Source organism: Marinobacter sp. MBR-99, assembly GCF_040547575.1.
In the GTDB taxonomy this organism is placed as follows: Bacteria; Pseudomonadota; Gammaproteobacteria; order Pseudomonadales; family Oleiphilaceae; genus Marinobacter.
Genome location: NZ_JBEPPY010000016.1, coordinates 14159 through 32147, shown reverse-complemented (window position 1 = coordinate 32147; position 17989 = coordinate 14159). Strand labels below are relative to the sequence as shown.

Annotated in this window: 15 protein-coding genes; 8 read left to right on the top strand and 7 right to left on the bottom strand. The window is 59.8% G+C overall.

All coding sequences use genetic code 11. The features are described from left to right. Positions 1-4 precede the first annotated feature (4 nt). Both ABIE59_RS14115 and ABIE59_RS14110 read right to left on the bottom strand, forming a co-directional pair. Entirely contained in the window at positions 5-1213 is a 1209-nt protein-coding gene (locus tag ABIE59_RS14115; RefSeq protein ID WP_354447857.1) for a cyclic di-GMP phosphodiesterase, read from the bottom strand. Continuing rightward, positions 1210-2019, bottom strand: a complete 810-nt coding sequence (locus tag ABIE59_RS14110) for a TatD family hydrolase (protein WP_354447855.1) — start codon at positions 2017-2019, stop codon at positions 1210-1212. The genes ABIE59_RS14115 and ABIE59_RS14110 overlap by 4 nt, the downstream gene beginning before the upstream one ends. A gap of 119 nt (positions 2020-2138) precedes the next feature. Here ABIE59_RS14110 and ABIE59_RS14105 point away from each other — a divergent pair, with 119 nt between their 5' ends. Further along, positions 2139-2969 (top strand): polyphosphate kinase 2 family protein, encoded by an 831-nt coding sequence (locus ABIE59_RS14105; protein WP_354447853.1) that lies wholly within the window; start codon positions 2139-2141, stop codon positions 2967-2969. Positions 2970-2981: 12 nt separating this feature from the next. Beyond that, positions 2982-4253: a D-amino acid dehydrogenase gene (locus tag ABIE59_RS14100; protein ID WP_354447851.1), complete on the top strand. Its 1272-nt coding sequence runs from the start codon at positions 2982-2984 to the stop codon at positions 4251-4253. Positions 4254-4255: 2 nt separating this feature from the next. On the opposite strand, the gene ABIE59_RS14095 is transcribed toward ABIE59_RS14100, so the two are convergent. Beyond that, a complete protein-coding gene (locus ABIE59_RS14095) occupies positions 4256-4936 on the bottom strand; it encodes a tRNA/rRNA methyltransferase (RefSeq protein WP_354447849.1) in 681 nt (226 codons plus the stop codon). Here ABIE59_RS14095 and ABIE59_RS14090 point away from each other — a divergent pair. Further along, positions 4935-6179: a methyltransferase gene (locus ABIE59_RS14090; RefSeq protein WP_354447847.1), complete on the top strand. Its 1245-nt coding sequence runs from the start codon at positions 4935-4937 to the stop codon at positions 6177-6179. The genes ABIE59_RS14095 and ABIE59_RS14090 overlap by 2 nt on opposite strands. An 82-nt stretch (positions 6180-6261) precedes the next feature. On the opposite strand, the gene ABIE59_RS14085 is transcribed toward ABIE59_RS14090, so the two are convergent. Then, the gene (locus ABIE59_RS14085) at positions 6262-7398 is read right to left on the bottom strand and encodes an OmpA family protein (RefSeq protein ID WP_354447845.1); all 1137 of its coding nucleotides are present in this window, start codon (positions 7396-7398) and stop codon (positions 6262-6264) included. A gap of 164 nt (positions 7399-7562) precedes the next feature. Then, the gene (locus ABIE59_RS14080) at positions 7563-9887 is read right to left on the bottom strand and encodes an ATP-dependent helicase (protein WP_502915367.1); all 2325 of its coding nucleotides are present in this window, start codon (positions 9885-9887) and stop codon (positions 7563-7565) included. 190 nt (positions 9888-10077) lie between these two features. Between ABIE59_RS14080 and ABIE59_RS14075 the strand changes: the two genes are divergently transcribed. The 3 genes from ABIE59_RS14075 (at position 10078) to ABIE59_RS14065 (ending at position 13258) form a co-directional block, all read left to right on the top strand. After that, positions 10078-10455 carry a DUF2237 family protein gene (locus ABIE59_RS14075; RefSeq protein WP_354447841.1) on the top strand — a complete coding sequence of 126 codons (378 nt, stop codon included), beginning with the start codon at positions 10078-10080 and terminating at the stop codon, positions 10453-10455. Then, positions 10456-12600 carry a tRNA(Met) cytidine acetyltransferase TmcA gene (locus ABIE59_RS14070; RefSeq protein WP_354447839.1) on the top strand — a complete coding sequence of 715 codons (2145 nt, stop codon included), beginning with the start codon at positions 10456-10458 and terminating at the stop codon, positions 12598-12600. A 70-nt stretch (positions 12601-12670) separates the two neighbouring features. Then, positions 12671-13258, top strand: coding sequence for an ankyrin repeat domain-containing protein (locus ABIE59_RS14065; protein WP_354447837.1), 588 nt, complete (start codon positions 12671-12673; stop codon positions 13256-13258). Between the two features lie 10 nt (positions 13259-13268). On the opposite strand, the gene ABIE59_RS14060 is transcribed toward ABIE59_RS14065, so the two are convergent. Then, positions 13269-14372 carry an enoyl-CoA hydratase/isomerase family protein gene (locus ABIE59_RS14060; protein ID WP_354447835.1) on the bottom strand — a complete coding sequence of 368 codons (1104 nt, stop codon included), beginning with the start codon at positions 14370-14372 and terminating at the stop codon, positions 13269-13271. 225 nt (positions 14373-14597) lie between these two features. Here ABIE59_RS14060 and ABIE59_RS14055 point away from each other — a divergent pair, with 225 nt between their 5' ends. Next, entirely contained in the window at positions 14598-14933 is a 336-nt protein-coding gene (locus ABIE59_RS14055) for a c-type cytochrome (protein ID WP_354447833.1), read from the top strand. 27 nt (positions 14934-14960) lie between these two features. Here the strand turns inward: ABIE59_RS14055 and ppnN are convergent, their stop codons facing one another. Beyond that, positions 14961-16343 (bottom strand): nucleotide 5'-monophosphate nucleosidase PpnN, encoded by a 1383-nt coding sequence (gene ppnN, locus ABIE59_RS14050; protein WP_061330891.1) that lies wholly within the window; start codon positions 16341-16343, stop codon positions 14961-14963. Between the two features lie 121 nt (positions 16344-16464). On the opposite strand from ppnN, the gene thiI reads away from it, so the two are divergent. Continuing rightward, entirely contained in the window at positions 16465-17919 is a 1455-nt protein-coding gene (gene thiI, locus ABIE59_RS14045; protein WP_354447831.1) for a tRNA uracil 4-sulfurtransferase ThiI, read from the top strand. The last annotated feature ends 70 nt before the right edge of the window (positions 17920-17989 follow it).

Sequence of the window (17989 nt, the reverse complement as noted above, 5' to 3'; positions counted from 1 at the left end):
TGCCTCAGGCCAGGAATTTGCGCACGTCCAGTTTGTAATCTTCCGGGTCTACTGCCCGGACAATCCGGTCCTGGTTGCTGGCGCGGGAGAGATCAATGGTTTCCACGGTTATCGGTAGTCGGAACCGGGTGTGGTACATCACCCGCACCACTGGCAGGCGCTGGTCCTGTTCGTTGGTTTCCACCACGACGCCGAGTCTTCCGCTCTCCAGCAACACCAGGGAACCCACGGGGTAGAGACCGATGCACCGGATAAACTGCCTGACCAGTTCCGTGTCCAGATGGTCGCCGCTCCACTCCAATAATTTTTTCAGGCCCTGAGTCGGTGTCATGCCCTTGTGGTACACGCGGTCGGAGGTAATGGCGTCGTAGACATCGGTGATCGCCACCATACGCCCGTACTCGGTGATTTCGTCACCCTTGAGGCCTTCCGGGTAGCCGCTGCCGTCCAGTTTCTCGTGGTGCTGGGCGGCGGTAATCACAGCGATTTCGCCAATCCCTTCGGTACTGGCGAGAATGTCCCTGGAGTGCCGGGCGTGCAGCTTCATCACCTCGAATTCTTCTGCTGTCAGGCGGCCGGGTTTATGTAGGATGTCATCCGGTGTCAGGATTTTGCCCAGATCGTGGAGCAGGGCGCCCACGACGGTTTGATGCAGTACGTCTGCCGGCAGCTTACGGTAGTTGCCGAACAACGACATCAGCACACTGAGATTAACCGAGTGCTCCAGCAGGTAGTTGTCTTTTTCCCGGATGCGGCCCAGGCAGCTCAGGGCATTGGCGTTTCTTAAAACGGAGTTTTGCAGTTCGTCGGCCAGTTGGTGAATGGGCGCGATATCAATGGCGGCACCCATTTTGACGTTGTTCATGAAATTGCCCACCAGGCCCTGGGCCTGGCTGTGAATCCGCTGAGCGATGACAATCTCTTCTGTCAGGGCAACCTTGTGCTTGATGCCCGGGCGCTGTTCGCCTGCATTCTGCAGGGCCTGTTCATTGCGCTGATCCACTTCCTGGGCGGTCTCAGCGTCCTGGGAGTCCAGCCCTTTCTCAACGTCGATATACACGTATTGGACCCCCATCCTGCGGATTTTCTCGATGGTCTCTTCCCGCTTGATCACCCCTTTCTTGCGTTGGGTGTTATGGGGAATCCAGTCGTTATTCAGGTCGGAAATGTACATGCCGACCTTCAACGCAGCGATGGGGATGCGTTTGATCATGGTTGTGGGAAGAACGTCCTCAGGCTGTTCTGGTAAGTCTGGGCTAAGACCTGGTCGAGGGGGAGATCCTTCACCTCGGCGATTTTCTCGGCAACAAACGGCAGGTAGAAAGGCGCATTCTCCCGGCCACGGTAGGGTACCGGCGTCAGGAAGGGTGCGTCGGTTTCCAGCAGAATCTGCTGGATGGGTGCCATGCGCACGATATCCCTAACGTTTTCCGCTTTATTGAAGCTGGTAATGCCATTAAAGCCAAGGCACCATCCCTCGCCCAGAGCATAGCGGGCCAGTCCCGGGCCAGAGGTAAAGCTGTGAATCACACCCCGGCGGGTCAGGGTCTGCTCAAACTCCTGCAGGATGGCAATGGTGTCTTCGTCTGCCTCACGGCTGTGAATGACCACGGGGCGGTCATTGTCGCAGGCAATCTGCAGCTGGCGCCGGAAAACCTCTCGCTGAACACCACGGTCGGCATTGTCGTAATAGTAGTCCAGCCCGATCTCGCCGATGGCGACGATTTTGTCATCCCGGGCATGCTCGCGGATTTCAGCCTCTACCTCATCGGAATAGCTTTCCGCTTCGTGGGGGTGAATGCCTTGCGTGCCATACACCCAGGGCTCAAGCCGGCTGAGTTCCCGAACGGCGGCCAGGTTGCCCGGGGACACGGCAATGGTGATGACCCGCTCAATGTTGACCTTCTTGCTCTGCTCCAGCGTTTCGGCCAAAGGACGGTCTTTCAGATAATCCAGATGGCAATGGGTCTCGATGATCGGGTGATCAAATACGGGAATCTCACGACGTTTCTTGCTCATGCCTGGGGTCTATGCTCCATCACAGCCGTCGCCTGGCTGCTATTCTGAGAATGTGATAGCGCAAGTTTACCATCTTGGGTGATGGTTGAGTTGTATGGCGTTGATAGGGAGTTTCCTTGATGGAGTATACGGCGTTCGCACGAACATGGTTTCTGGACCCTGCCAAACCGGGGTTCTGTGAGTATCCGACATCGCTGGATGAAGGCTGCAAGCTGCCAGCACTGGAAGCGAGTCTGGAGGAGATCGGTGAGTACCAGCGCCGGCTCTGGGCGAATCGAAGGCGGGCTCTGCTGCTGGTGATTCATGGCCCGGATACCAGTGGTAAGGACAGCCTGATTCGAACCCTTGCTACCTATGCCGACCCTGCAGGCTTTCATGCCTGGTCGTTCAGCAGGCCCACGGAAACCGAGGCCGCCCACGATTTTCTCTGGCGTGTTACCCCGTTGCTGCCCGCCTACGGACAGATGGTGGCCTTCAACCGAAGCCACCACGAGGCGGTGATCGGTGAACGGGTGTGGCCGGTGCGATCGAAGGACACTTACAACTGGCCAAACCGCTTTCGGGCGATCCGTGATTTTGAGCGGCACCTGGCAAGCGAGGGCACTTGTGTGGTGAAAATCTGGCTCAACCTGTCAGAGGATGAGCATCGGCGGCGCTTGCTCAAACGCCTCGACAAACCCCGAAAGCGCTGGAAGTTTGATCGCTCAGACATTGAGGGCTGGAAGCAAAGAGCCACTTATCAAACCTATGCCGAGCAGGCACTGGCGGCTACCCATACCGATGAAGCGCCCTGGTTTATTGTGCCCGGGGATCGCAAACCCGAGGCCCGGGCCATTGTGGCGGCGCTGGTGGCAGAATTGCTCAAAAGCCTGGCGCCAGACTATCCGGAGGAGCATCCGGATGTACTGGAAGAGTATCGGACCCTGCTGGCTGAGAATGGCGTGGAGTAACGGAGGCGAATTATGCATATCGCGGTTGTAGGCGGTGGTGTAGTGGGCATCACCACGGCTCGTGAATTGCTGCGCCGTGGCCATCAGGTGACGGTGCTGGAGCGCCACCCGCTGGCTGGCAATGAGACCAGCAAAGGCAACGCCGCCCAGCGTTCCTATGGTGTGGTCTACCCCTGGGCAGATCCGGCCATGGTGTTCAAAGCCTTGCCCTGGATATTTCAGAAGTCCGGCCCGCTGAAGCTGAAAATGCCGCCCTCTGTGGATGCGATTCGTTTCATGTTCGCCACGTTGCGCTACGCCTGGTCGCCCGGCTTATTCGGGTTGAACAAAAGGGCCATGTTGCGGCTGGGGATGCACAGCCGGGAGCGATTCCTTGCTCTGGAACAGGAGCATGATCTGGCCTTCGACGGCCAGCACCGGGGGCTGTTGCACCTGGCCAGCAAGCCGGAGGCCATGGACGACTACCGGCTTATTCACGAATTACTGAACGACATGGGTATCGCCTCACGATTATTGACGCCTGAGCAGGTCCGGGCTGCGGAACCCGGTATGACCGGTGATGGCCCTCTTTACGGTGCCATCAGTTACGACACCGACGGCACGGGTGACTGCCATCTGTTTTCCCGCTCACTGGCGAGCGCATGCGAGCAGCTTGGCGCGAACTTTCGATACGAGGTGAAGGTAGAACGGCTGATTGCGGACGATACCCATGTGAAAGCGGTGCAGTTGACCAACGCCGACGGCCGGCTGGAAACCCTGGAGGCAGACGCCTTTGTGATCTGCGCCGGCTGCTGGTCACCGCATTTGGTGCAACCACTGGGGCTGCACTTGCCGATCTATCCGATCAAGGGTTACAGCATCACCGTGCCGTTGAATGACGGGGCAAAGGGGCCGGTCAGCACCATTCATGATGACAACTTTAAAGTGGTGTCTACGCGCCTGGGTAACCGATTGCGGGCGACCGGCTTTGTGGAGCTGGCAGGCTTCAACCGGGACATTCCGCAAGCCCGGATCGACACCATCAAGCGTTCCGTGCAATCCCGTTTTCCCGGCTGTGCCGATCTGGACGCTGCCGAAACCTGGACCGGATTCCGGCCGATGACACCGGATGGCCCCGCCATCATCGGCAAAGGCCCCCGGGACAACCTGTTCCTGAATACCGGCCACGGCACCTTCGGCTGGACCCTGTCTGCCGGTAGTGCAGATGTCATTGCCCAGGTGATTGATGGCGAGGAGCCGGCCGTGGTGCTGGATGCTTTCCGGCCCGGACGCTTCGCGGAATAGCGTCAGAGCTTGCGCTCGATATTGCCGCACAGGGTGTGAACGAAGCCGATATCCCGGTCAGACAACAGCGGCAGTTTTTCAAACACCCACTGGGACAGCTTTTCGTCCGCCGGAGCATCCAGTTCTGGCAACAGGCTCTCCAGCCGAGAGCGCAGTGCCGCCAGGCCTGATGTGCTGGCCGCGGTTTCCGCCTGTACACTGGCTTTTTGCAGCCCGGACAGCTCCCAGGCGTAAAGCATCACTGCCTGGGCCAGGTTCAGGGAGGGATAAGTCACCGCCATGGGGAAGCCGGTCAACAGATCGCACAGGGCCAGCTCCTCGTTGGCCAGGCCCCGGTCTTCGCGCCCGAATACCAGGGCAGCCGTGGCCGCCGTATCCCCCTTGTTAGAAAGCGCCGTACGAAGTGCGGCGGGCTCGTGCCAGTCCTGCCGGTTATGCCGGGGCTTGGCCGAGGTGCCCATCAGCAGATCCGCGGAGTTTCTTACCGCTGTCAGATCAGGGAAAATGCGCGCATTATCGAGAATGTGGTCACTGCCGTGTGCCAGCCAGTGGGCTTCAGGCCGGGTATGCAGGTCGGAATTTACCAGCCACAGCTCGGAAAAGCCCATGGTACACAGGGCCCGGGCAGCCGCACCGACGTTCTCCGGAACTTTTGGTTCAACCAGTACAAAGGCCAGTTTCATGACGTTACCTCCGGCGGCGAGTGTACACCAGTCGCCCGTGACTTTTTACAATCGCTGGCAGGCCGTGAACGACTGGCTTGCCCGGCATGAGCCGCTCTGGCGCCCGATTCCCTTTATGGAGCCAGCGCCGTCGTGGTGCCGGGATTATCCGGAACTGGCGAGCTGGCTGGAAGCGCTGGATGACCGGGATTGTGAGTATTGGCAAGAGAACCTGGCGGAGTTCTCACAGCAAGCTGCACACTTCGTGCCGGGCCTGGCGGACTATTCGGAGTTGATTGCCGTGCCCGTGTTGGCCGCGCCGGAATCAAGCCACGCCGCAGCCCTGGCGGAGGTCGACGCGGTGGATATGCCGGGCCGAAAGCGTGAACAGGCGGGGGCTTTTGCAGCGTCGATACGGCCGCTGGCGGAGCCGATACTCGACTGGTGCTGCGGTAAGGGCCACCTGGCCCGGACACTGGCAGGGCAGGGGGCATCGTCTGTTCTGGGATTCGAATGGAATCCGGAGTTGGTGGTGGATGGTAATCGCCTGGCGCAGCACTACGGTGACCCCGTCACCCTGCGCCAGCAGGATGTCATGGCCGAAGGTCTGGCGTGGCCCGGTCAGGTCCATGGTGTGGCGCTGCACGCCTGCGGTGATCTGCATCGCCAACTGATTCGCTGCGGCAGTGAGGAACAGGCACCACGCCTGAGTTTCTCGCCCTGCTGTTATCACCTGACCGAACACGAAAACTACCCGTTGATGTCTGAGCATGCACGGTGCCACGCTGGCGCATTGAGCATAGATCGCAACGGTCTTCGGCTTGCCGTGCAGGAGACCGTCACTGCCCCGGCCAGGGTGCGCGAGCAGACGCGGCAGGTCAGTGTCTGGCGTCTGGGCTTTGATGCCCTGCAGCGGGAGCTTCGGGGCGTTGACTGCTACCTGCCGGTGCCCTCCCATCCCGCGCGTTTGAATACCGGAGATTTCAGAACTTTCTGTGCCTGGGCGGCAGACAAGAAGCGCCTGGCGTTACCGTTAATCATCGACTGGCAACACTGGCTGGCAGAAGGGGAACGAAGGTTTCGACAGGTACGCCGGCACGAACTGCTGCGGCACCTGTTCCGTCGGCCCCTGGAGCTGTGGCTGGTGTTTGACTATGCCGTGTTTCTGGAAGAGCGAGGTTATCGGGTGCGGCTGGGAACCTTTTGCGATCGCTCACTGACCCCGCGCAATTTGTTGCTGGACGCAGTCAGGGTGTCGGCCTGATGCTTTTGTGAATTGTGTTGGCTCCGGAAACAAGTAAGGCGCCCGGGGGCGCCTTACTCATTCTTTGACGTACCAGTCTGTCTTAGCGAGTGACCTGGATGCGGGCTTCAACACGGCGGTTCTGGGCACGGCCCGCAGCAGTGTCGTTGCTGGCAATCGGCTCGGCTTCGCCATAACCCACGGCGCTTACGCGATCCGGGTCCACGCCCAGGACACTGGTCAACCGGTTAGCAACCGCCTCTGCACGACGCTGAGACAGGAAGCGGTTGTACTCGGCGTCACCAATGCTGTCGGAGTGACCAGCAATTTCTACAGTGGTTTCCGGATACTCATTCATGAAGTCCGCCACCCGGCGAATTTCATTATCGAACGTGGCATCAATCACAGAGCTGTTGGTGGGGAACTGAACCCGCAGTTCGATGGTTTCGATGGTTTCCGTCACTCCCTCGCAGCCCCGCTCGTCAACGGTGGCACCGGCTGTCGTGTTCGGACACTCGTCGCGGTAGTCGGGTACGCCATCACGGTCACTGTCAACCGGGCAGCCGCGGCTGTCTACCTGAACACCTGCTGGGGTATTAGGGCACCGGTCGCGATTATCCGGTACGCCATCGCCATCGGAATCAACCGGAGCAGGCGCCGGCGCGGGTGCCGGAGCGGGCTTGGAAGAGGCAACTGTGCGGGTAAAAGCCCAACTCAGGCCCAGTGAGGCCATGGTGTCAAAGGTGCTCTCATCAATGCCGTGGAATTCACGAAGATCACCCCGGATGGAAATGCTGTCGCTGACGTTATAACGGAAGCCCACGCCAACATTTACACGGGTTTCTTCGTGATCGGTGCCGGCTGTGGTGTAGGAAATGGTGTCACCCACGCCGAATTCAGCATGGCCGGCGCCGAGCGATACGTATGGGTTCCAGGCCGCATCCGGGTCGGCAAAATAGTAGGTGCCGTCGATTCTCAGTTCCTGGAACTCGGACTCTCCTGCAACGTACTTGCGGTCCGCATCGGCGCGTGAATACACGGCTTCAACCGACCAGCGCGGCAGGAAGCGATACTCAACACCAACACCAAAGGTGCCGGTTTCGCTCAGATCCCGTTTGTCGTCAAACAACTGGAAGCCGGCGAACGGGTTCAGGTAAATGGTTTCCTGGCGGTCGGCCAGAGCGGGCGTGGCAAGGGATGCTGTAAGGGCGGCCAGAGCGACCGGGCGCATGATCTTCATGCAGAACCTCCTGTTTAGTTGTTATTTCCTGCAATTCTCTCAGGAATGAAAATTCCGAAAAATACCTGTATTACTCGGAATTTAGGTCAGTAAGCCAAAAAAAACAAAAAAATGACAGTAGTTGGTACGTCGGGAATTGTACGCAGTTCACTGACAGCGTCGTGTTAATCTGATGCTACCGTGAAATACAAGTGCGCGCTTTTCTTGCTGAAGTTCAGGGTGTCGCCATTGGCAAAGCGCACTTCAAACGAGCTTTCATCCTCCGACATCACGTCACCGGCACCAAAGATGGCGTGGACAACACGCGTATGATGCCAAACTGGTTCCATGGCGTCTGACTGGCGCATGTTCTGGCCTTCAATGACAACGCCTTCCCGGTCTGCATAACGCAGGCTGACCGGCGTCAGCGGCACGCTCAGGCTCAGTGACCCTGTTCCTGTCGGATAGTTCCCCGCCAGTGCGGCGCCCAGTTCCTGTGACAGATCAAAGCACAACTCGGCAACAAACCGGCTGGGGCCCTGATCGCCCTCAAGGTGGGGTTGTTGACTGGCTGGCCGGGTGATCAGATGCAGGGCCTGGCGGGTTCGGGTCATGGCCACGTAGAGCAGCCGCCGCTCGCTTTCCAGCAGGGCCCTGGCATCGTCCTGGGGCCTTGGGCTGTAGGGCAGGTACTTCTCCTGCAGGCCAGGAATAATCACCACCGGCCATTCGAGACCCTTGGTGCGATGGATGGTGGACAGCAACACGCCGTGATCCTGCTTCTCGCCAGCTTGCTGCTTCAGTGCCTTGAGATGATCCAGAGCGCCCTCGGCCGTCAAGTCCAGGCCCTTCAGGTAATCCCGGAAGCCCTGCACCGTATCAATGCGTTCCTCGGCACTGTCGTGGGTCAGCGCCAGGCTGCGAATGCCTTCGTAGAGCTCCATGTGCTCCGCATACACACTGATCAGCCCGGCTACCGGCCCCGTGTATCGCTCAAGCTGCGCCAGCACCTCCCCCAGCTTGCGCAGTTTGCGCCCCGCCATCGGGGCCAGGGCGTCAAAATCCATGGCCAGCAGGCGCTCATGCCAGGCCCCGTCAAACGCCGCCAGGAACTGTGCCAGGTTCTCCAGCTCCGGCTCCTTCAGGCCAACATGGGGAAACCGCAGCAGCAGCCGCGCCAGATCCAGCCGGTCGGAATCCGGCAGCAACTTCAGCCGGCCGGTCACCACCATCAGCAGGGCGGTGATGGCCTGCACCTCGCGACTGAACAGTGCCCCCTTACCGGCGTCAATTCGGTAAGGCACCTGCCGGGCCAGCAACTTCAGCTCAATCGGCACACTCTGGCTCCACACCCGGAACAGAATCGCGGTCTGACTGGTCTGCTCCGGCGCCTGCTGCTGCAGAATACGCAGCACCTGATCACCGTCATTCTCTGCCCGATGCAGATCCACGGTGGTCGCCGGCGTGGACGGATGCGAATGACACATCACATCCTTGCGCCCGGTGTTGTGACAGATCAGATGATTGGCGAGCAGCGCCACCTGATGCCCGTACCGGAAGGTGTAGCTCAGCGTCTGCTCCAGCGGGCTCTCAAACTCATCACTGAACCGGCGCAAAATAAACTCCGGCTTGGCACCGCGAAACTCATAGATGGTCTGGTCCGGATCCCCCACCACCGTCACCCGCGCCCGGTCACCGGCCACATAACGCAGCAACAGATGCTGAATCTCATTGGTATCCTGGTATTCATCCACCAGAATCAGATCCATCTTGTTACCGACCAGGCGCTGCAGCGGCGGGTTCTGATGAATCGCCATCACCGGCTCATACAACATATCCGCGTAACTGATCCGCCCCTGTCCTTTACGCCACTGCTCGAAACTGTGGAACAGATCGATCAGATACCGATGCTTGTCCGAATACCCCAGCTCCTCAAACACCACTTCTGCCGGCGACAACCCGGTCTTCACCAGATCAATAAACCCGGTGGCCGTCTCCACAAACTCCTTCTTGTTGCGCCGAATCTCATCCGCCAGATCCTCCGGCGCCAGCCGCCGGGTCAACAACCAGGCCTGAAACGCAATCTCCTGCTCGGTCAGAATCTTCTCCGAAAACCCGGGCAGATACCCCTCCCGAACAAACCGCTTGTACAACCGTAGTCCCATGGCGTGATACGTCCGAATCTCCGGCAACGCCAGCCCGGACTGAGCACACACCTCCTGCAGCTTCCGCTCAAAATCCACCCGGGCACTGCGATTGAACATCAACACCAGCATCCGGTCCGGATCATGCCCTTGCTCCAGCAGAAACCGAATCCGCCAGGCCAGCGTCGACGTCTTACCACTGCCCGCCACGGCGGTGATCACCGCATGCTCATAGCCGGCGGTAATAATCGCCCGCTGCTCGTCGGTGAGAAACTCTGGCAGGTGAGAGGTATCCGGGATTTGGGGTTTGGTAGGCATGCGGGCTATTGTACTGGCCAACTGGTAGCGGGAATAGCGCTCCCGCATAATCGTAAAAGATTGGATTATGGGGGAATATTACTCACCTGTTGAATGCAAGGGGTTGGGTAAGCCTTTCAAAACTGTGCGGAGCCAGGGATGGCGGAGCCCAAGCGCCCCAGGGATGGGCCGAAGGAGCGTGTTTTGAAAGGCTTACCCAACACCTTGCCACCTCCGAAACCTGAAGAGATGGGGAAAGATGAAAACTGAGCAATCGCTAAACGTACTGGGCGAAAAACTGGAAACCTGCGGCAACAGCCCAAAAACCGGCTTCTACCGCGACGGCTGCTGCAACACCGGCCCCGATGACCTGGGCAACCACACCGTCTGCGCCATCGTCACCGCCGACTTCCTCGAATACTCCAAAGCCCAGGGCAACGACCTCTCCACCCCCAGGCCCGAATTCGGCTTCCCCGGCCTCAAACCCGGCGACAGCTGGTGCCTCTGCGCCGGCCGCTGGCAGCAAGCCTTCGAAGCCAACAGTGCCCCGCGGGTCAAACTGCGCGCCACCCACCAAAGAGCCCTTGAAGCTTGTGAACTTGCTGACCTCAAAGCCCATGCCGCGGACCTCAGCTGAATGACTGACACAAGCCGGGAGCATCCGACCGAAGACTGGCAAAGTCTGCAAACCGGGCTCAGGGCCATCGGCCACCGCCGCCTGATTCTGGTGGAGGGCTCGCAGGAAAACACCTGCACCTGGATGCACCGGCAACTGTCCCGGATGAACACCAGCCACAGCCTGTGGGTTGGCCGGGCCGAACACGCCGAAGCCGTGGGCCTGCCACACCTTCAGGCCAACCATTACCAGCAATGGCTGGGCCGGGAAACCAGCCTGCTGGTTTGGGACGGCTGGCAAGGTAACCCACCAGATGCCTTTGCGGCACTGGCAGGCACACTGCAAGCCGGAGGGCTTCTGTTCTGGCTGGTGCCGCCCTTGGATCGGTGGCGTCACTTTGCCGATCCGGATTATGTCCGCACCGGCCTTGATCAAGCCGAGGAGCATCCATTTGCCGCCAGGCTGGCGATGGTGATCGGTGACGATGCCTCCATTATCCGGGTACAGGCAAACGACTCAGGCTTGATAGACTGGCCGGAATTGCCGGCAAATACACTCGGTTTTACCCCGCAAACCACCGACGAACAGCAACAGCTGCTGCAACACCTGGAACGGTTCGGCCAGGGCCGCCGGCGACGCCCCCTGGTGATCACTGCCGACCGGGGCCGTGGCAAATCGGCCGCCATGGGCATCGCTGCGGCCCGTCTGCTTCTGGCCGGTCGCGAGCAGGTGCTGGTGACAGCACCTGCCCGGGACAACGTGGATACCCTGTTCAGGCACGCAGTGCTCGAACTTGGCGATGAACTGGCTGAACAGTCGGAATCGGATCTGGTGACCCGTGCAGGCCACCGCCTGAACTATATGCCGGTGCCAGAGCTGCTGGCCGCCCGCCCGGCCGCCGAAGTGGTTCTGGTGGACGAAGCTGCCGGCCTGCCGGCGCACTGGTTACGAGACATACTGTTGGGCTGGCCGAGGGTGGCTTTTGCCACCACGGTTCATGGCTATGAAGGCACCGGCCGTGGTTTCGCTATCCGGTTTCGCGAGATTCTCAACCGGGAAACGCCTCACTGGCGCGGAATCCCGTTACACCAGCCGGTACGCTGGGCTGGTGATGACCCATTGGAGCAGCTGGTGTTCAGGCTGTTTTTGCTGGCCGCCGAGGGTGCGGCAGAGCCCGTGCCCGAGGTTACTGACGTTGATGTTCAGCCCTGGGTAGCGGCTGACGCCAGCGAGCAGGAGCTGTCACAGGCGTTCGGCCTGCTGGTCGATGCTCACTACCGGACAACGCCCGCAGACTTGCGGCAATGGCTGGATGACCCCGGCGCGCAGTCCTGGCGCGCAGTGTACCGGGGACAAACGGTAGGTGTGCTCTGGGGCACCGTTGAAGGCGGTATTGAAGCAGGATTGGCTGAGCAGATAGTGCAGGGCCGCCGCCGATTACGGGGCCACCTGCTGGCACAATCCCTGGCCAGCCATGGGGGCTTTCCGGAAGCGGCCAGCCTGAAAACCCTGAGAGTGGTCCGCATTGCGGTGATCGAACAGGCTCGCCATCTGGGGATCGGTCGTTTGTTGGTGGATGCCGCGGCCGCAGCCTGCCGGGAGCAGGGCCTGGACGCGATTGGCACCAGCTTTGGTGGCAACGCCCCGTTGGTCAGGTTCTGGCAGGCCTGCGATTTTAGGGTGGTACGACTGGGTTTGCGCCAGGAAGCGAGCACGGGCGAGTTTCCAGTGCAAATGATGCGCGGCCTGTCTGATGCCGGAGCCAGTCTCGAGACGCAACTGAGAACCCGGTTTGCCCGCCAATGGCAGGTGTTGATTCCCCGCCACTGGTCACGGCTTGAACCGGTGCTGGTGGGCGCCATAGGCGCGGATTTGCCGCCAAACGCCGGCCTGGATAATGACGATCGGCGGGATCTTCAGAGCTTTGCCCACGGTTATCGCGGCTTTGAGCTGAGCCTGCCGATGCTGCTAGGGGTAAGCGCAGCCCCTGGCGTGCTGGCCTGGCTGAGACGGCACCCGGACTTTCCGTTATGGTGCCGGGCGGTGCTGCAGGGATGGTCTTGGGCGGCAATGCAGTCAGCGTTGTTGTGCAGTGGTCAAAGGGATGGGGAGCAGCGGCTCCGGGGGCTTGCCTGTCAACTTTTGCAAAACGGGCCGGAGTTGTGACCGGTTCGATTTAATTCTCGCCACCGGCTGCCCAGAATAGCTGCAAAAATCACACAAGAGATTGCTCATTATGGCCAGGGAAGCAGGCAAGGTTGTTCTTCTGTTAATTACATTCACATGGGCATTGCTGTCAGGCTGTGCGTCAACGGGTGCCGGTAAAGGCACCGTGGAAAACTCCGGAGATCCGGGCCAGCTTATGGCAGCGGTCAGGGCCGATGAAGACCGGGCCGTGCTCTATCTGCTGTCTCAGGGAGTCAGTCCCAATGTTCAGGCCGATGCCGGGGAAAGTCCACTAATGGTGGCCTCTGCCAACGGTAATCGTCGAATCGTTCGGCTGCTGTTGGCGGCGGGTGCGGAAGTGAATGCCCGGGATGACCGCGGTTACACCGCTGTCATTCGCGCTGCGGAAAACGGCCACCTGGCGGTCGTCAGGACCCTGCTGGCGGCCGGAGCCAATGTGAATGTCAGCCAGGACGGGCAATCTCTGTTGATGAAAGTGGTGGAAAGTGGCGACTTGCTGACCGCCGAAATGCTGCTGGCAGCAGGGGCCGATGTTCACTTCCGGAGCGCCGACGGCCGCACTGCCCTCGACCTGGCTCGAGCCAGCAACAACCAGGACCTGGAAATGTTGCTGGTTCAGGCGGGCGCTGCACGGTAGCCAGACCGGGTTAGTCGAGGCCCATTGGGTCGTTGGTATCATCCCATTCCGGTTGGAAATGCCGTTCTATAACCTCTTCGGGGACGTTCGTTATGGATGGGTAGGACCAGGACGGTGCCCGGTCTTTATCAATCAGTAACGCCCTGATGCCTTCCGCAAGATCGGGCCGGCGCGTGCACTCCTGGGCGATGGCCAACTCCATTCGGAAAACGTCCTTCAAGGACATCTGCTGTCCTTTGCGCAACTGATGCCATACCAGCCAGGCGGTGACCGGGCAGCCATTTCTCAGGGTTTGTTGGCAGGCTTGCCACCAGGGATCAGCATTGTCCGCAGACAGCAGTTGATCCACCACGTCTGGCAGTGCCTCTCCTGCACTCAGGCGTGCAATGGTCTGTTCGTGTTGTTCCAGGTGGCCGGCAGCCAGACTGCGATAGTCCAGGGATTCCAGTTGGCCAAGCAGCCGGAACAGACGGTTATCGTCGGCCGCAGCCTCGCCTGTCCAGCGCTCGTCCTGTAGCCGTGAGAGTAAAGCGTCAGCCTGCGCGGGCTCGATGACCAGATCTGCCAGGCCCACCCGAAGGGCATCGCTGACGTTGAGCCGCGCCCCGGTCAGGCCCATGAACAGGCCGAGGCGCCCCGGCAGGCGGTTCAGGAACCAGCTGGCACCAACATCCGGAAACAGGCCGATGCTGATCTCGGGCATCGCCAGGGTGACATCCGGGGTCACCAGCCGGTAGCGGCAGGCCGACAGCAGGCCCAGCCCACCCCCCATGACAATGCCATGAGCCAGGCCGATAACCGGTTTGGGAAAGCGGTGAACGCTGTAGTCAAGCCGGTATTCACCGGTAAAGAAACGCGAGGGAGCCTTTGTGTCGCCATGCCCATTCAGAGCATCGTACAGGGTACGGATATTTCCACCCGCACAGAATGCCCGTTCGCCGGCTCCCCGAAGCACCACCAGGCAGATCCGGTCGTCCTCGGCCCAGGCATCCAGTGCGTCCTGAGCCTGAATGATCATGTCTTCGGTCAGTGCATTGAGAGTGTCGGGCGAATTCAGTGTCAGCAGGCCAATATGGCCTTCCCGGCAAGGGAGTTCCTGAACCTCTACAGGCATGAAGTGTCTCTCCGGCAATTACGTTGTTCTGTTACAGGTCGCTGTTCGCGGTTTGTTCGTACTGTCCTTTACCCGGTTCCAGAGTAAAAGAGGACCATGGTCGCACGAATGTCCTTGATCTATCACATTTGAGGCAAGGCTTGCCTGTGCTATAAGTGAATCCTGAAATACTGTCCGGCGTCACTGCCGGTGAGCGAACGTTAAAACGATGAGAGGGTGAACACAATGAATCTGAAGCACTTTGCAGTTGCTGGACTTTTCGCACTGGGTGCCACTGCACCGTTTGCCGCTGTTGCCGGTGATGCCGCAGCAGGTAAGGCGAAAGCAGCAGTGTGTGCGGCTTGCCATGGTCAGAACGGTATCTCCCAGATCCCGATGTACCCGAACCTGGCCGGGCAGAAAGAACAGTATTTGGTGGCTTCTTTGAAAGCGTACAAAAATGGCCAGCGTCAAGGTGGCCAGGCTCCCGTCATGCAAGCTCAAGCCACCGGCCTGAGCGATGAAGACATCGCTAACCTGGCGGCTTATTACGCCAGCCTGCCGGCTGACGGCGGCAAATAAGACTTTCTGCTCCGGAGGTGGTGCGGCTCAGGCCGCACCACTGACGATCCGGTAGCAGGGCCGGTAGGCTGACGTGCCGGGCAGTTTCATCCGGTTCTGTTCCACGAACTGCTCCAGCATGGCCTCCAGCGGCCGGATCAGCGTCGGATCGCCGGCGATCTCAAACGGACCCTTCTCCTGGATCTGCCGGATACCACTCTCTTTGACGTTCCCCGCCACAATACCACTGAAGGCTTTGCGAAGATTCGCTGCCAGCAGGTGCACCGGTTGGTCCCTGTGCAGTTCCAGTGCCCGCATATTGTCGTGATTCGGTTCAAACGGTAGCTGGAAGACCGGGTCGATTTTCAGCATCCAGTTAAAGTAATAGGCATCCTGCATGGCGCGCCGGAAGGTTTCCACGTCTTTCATGCCCTGCTTCATGGTTTGTGCCACCCGGGCCGGGTCATCGATGATGATCTCGTATTTGTTGGCCGCCTCATCACCCAGTGCGTTGCGGATGAACTTGTCGATCATCTCGAAATACTCGGCATTCTCCTTGCGCCCGGTGAAGACAACCGGGAAGGGCAGGTCGGCGTTGTCCGGGTGTAGCAGGATGCCCAGCAGGTACAGAATTTCTTCCGCAGTACCTACGCCACCCGGGAACACGATCACGCCGTGGCCGCAGCGGACAAAGGCCTCCAGGCGTTTTTCAATGTCTGGCATGATCACCAGCTCGTTCACGATCGGGTTTGGGGCTTCGGCGCCGATAATGCCCGGTTCGGTAATGCCGATGTAGCGGCCGTTCTTCACCCGTTGCTTGGCGTGGCCGATGGTGGCCCCCTTCATCGGCCCCTTCATGGCACCAGGCCCACAGCCGGTACAGATGCTGAGCCCGCGCAGGCCGAGTTGATGGCCCACGTCTTTGCTGTACTGGTACTCATCGTGGCTGATGGAGTGGCCACCCCAGCACACTACCAGATCTGGCTGGCGACCGGCCTCCAGCACCCGGGCGTTGCGCAGGATGTGGAACACCAGGTTGGTGATATCTTCCGGGTTGTCCCGGCGGAAACCCGCGACGGTGTTGGGGATGGAATGGCTATATACGATGTCCCGCAACACTGAAAACAGGTGCTCACGGATTGCCCGCAGCATTTCGCCATCCACGAAAGCGTGGCCGGGGGCGTTGATCAGCTCCAGTTTCAGGCCCCGCGGCTGGGGCACCAGGCGAACATCAAAATCGGCGTGGGCCTCCATCAATTCCTTACAATCGTCGGTTTCAACGCCGGTGTTGAGCACGGCCAGGGCGCACTGGCGGAAAAGTCGGTACAAGCCACCCTCGCTCTTATCCTTGAGCCGGTTGACCTCGTGATTGGAGAGGATTTCGAGGCTGCCCTCCGGGGAAACCAGGGCATTCATGGTGGATTCGGTCATCGTTGATGGAGCTCCTGATGGTTTCGGCAATGACGGATTTTGAGCCGCTCTGGCAAAAGGGTACACTAAGGCCTTTCTGCTTATTACGCTACCCGACGTTATTCCGATCAAAGACTTTTTTATGAAACTGCTTATTCGTCCCGCCCCGGAAGTGGCCATCAAGAGTAAACCCGTTCGCCAGCAGCAAATGCGCCAGTTGCGGCAGAATATTCGTAAGTTGCTGTCCCGGCTGGACCCTGAGATTCGGGTGGACGGCAGTTGGGACCGGGTGGATGTGGAGGTTCCCGATGGCCGCAGCCTGGCCGGCACGGTGATCGATGAGCTGACCCGTATACCGGGGATTTCCACCATCCAGGAAATCGGCGTCTTCCCCTTTGTCGACATGGACGACGTCGGCGAAAAGGCGGTGCACGCTTACGCGGAACGCCTTGCGGGCAAAACCTTTGCCGTGCGGGCCCGGCGCCATGGCAGTCATTCGTTCCGGTCCATTGATCTTGAACGCTCGGTGGGTGCCGCATTGCTCCAGGCTTCCGATGCCCGGGGCGTTGACCTGAAGAATCCGGACCTGGAAGTGCGCATCGAGCTCAACGAGGAGCAGTTCCACATTGCCCATCGCCGCCACGAAGGCCTGGGGGGCTACCCGCTGGGTACCGTGGAAACGGTAATGACCCTGGTGTCTGGCGGTTACGACTCTTCCGTCGCTGCCTACCTGATGATGCGCCGAGGTATCCGCAGCCACTTCCTGTTCTTCAATCTGGGCGGCACCGCCCACGAAGTGGGTGTGCGCCAGGTGGTGCATTACCTTTGGCAGCGGTATGGGGCTTCCCATGGCGTGAAGTTTATTTCGGTACCCTTTGAAGGTGTGGTCGCCGAGATCATGCGGTCAGTGGATCACCGGCATTGGGGTGTGGTACTGAAGCGCCAGATGCTCAAAGCCGCGGCGGAAATTGCCCGGGACTACACTGCGACCGGTCTGGTGATGGGCGATGCCGTCGCCCAGGTGTCCAGCCAGACCCTGACCAACCTGAACGTGGTGGACCGGGCCAGTGACGAGGTGGTGTTACGCCCGCTGATTGCCATGGACAAGCAGGAAATCATCCGCATTGCCAAAGAAATTGGCACCGAGCCCTTCGCCCGGACCATGCCGGAGTACTGCGGGGTTATTTCCAGCAAGCCGGTGACCCGCGCCAAGCTGCATCGGGTTGAGGAAGAAGAAGCCAACATGAACCCGGAGGTGCTGGCGCAGGCGATCGCCAATCAGCAGGGTACTATGGTCAGCCAGTTACTGGACACCATCACCACCCCGGAAGAAGTGGAGCTGGTGCAGACCCCTGCGGTGGAAGACGTGATCATCGACGTGCGACACCCGTCAGAGGAAGAACGTTCACCACTGACACTGACCAACAACGAGATCCTGAAAATCCCGTTCTACGAACTGAACCAGCAGATTTCTGTTCTGCCGGCCAACCGCCAGTACCTGCTGTACTGTGACCGGGGCACCATGAGCCGGATGCACGCCGGTCACCTGAAGGCGGAAGGGCATGGCAATGTGAAGGTTTACACGCCCGCGGTTTGATTAGTGCTGGGCAGGCTTCAATTATACATAGTTGTATGTGACGTGGTTCTCAGGTCTGGGGATTGCCTGC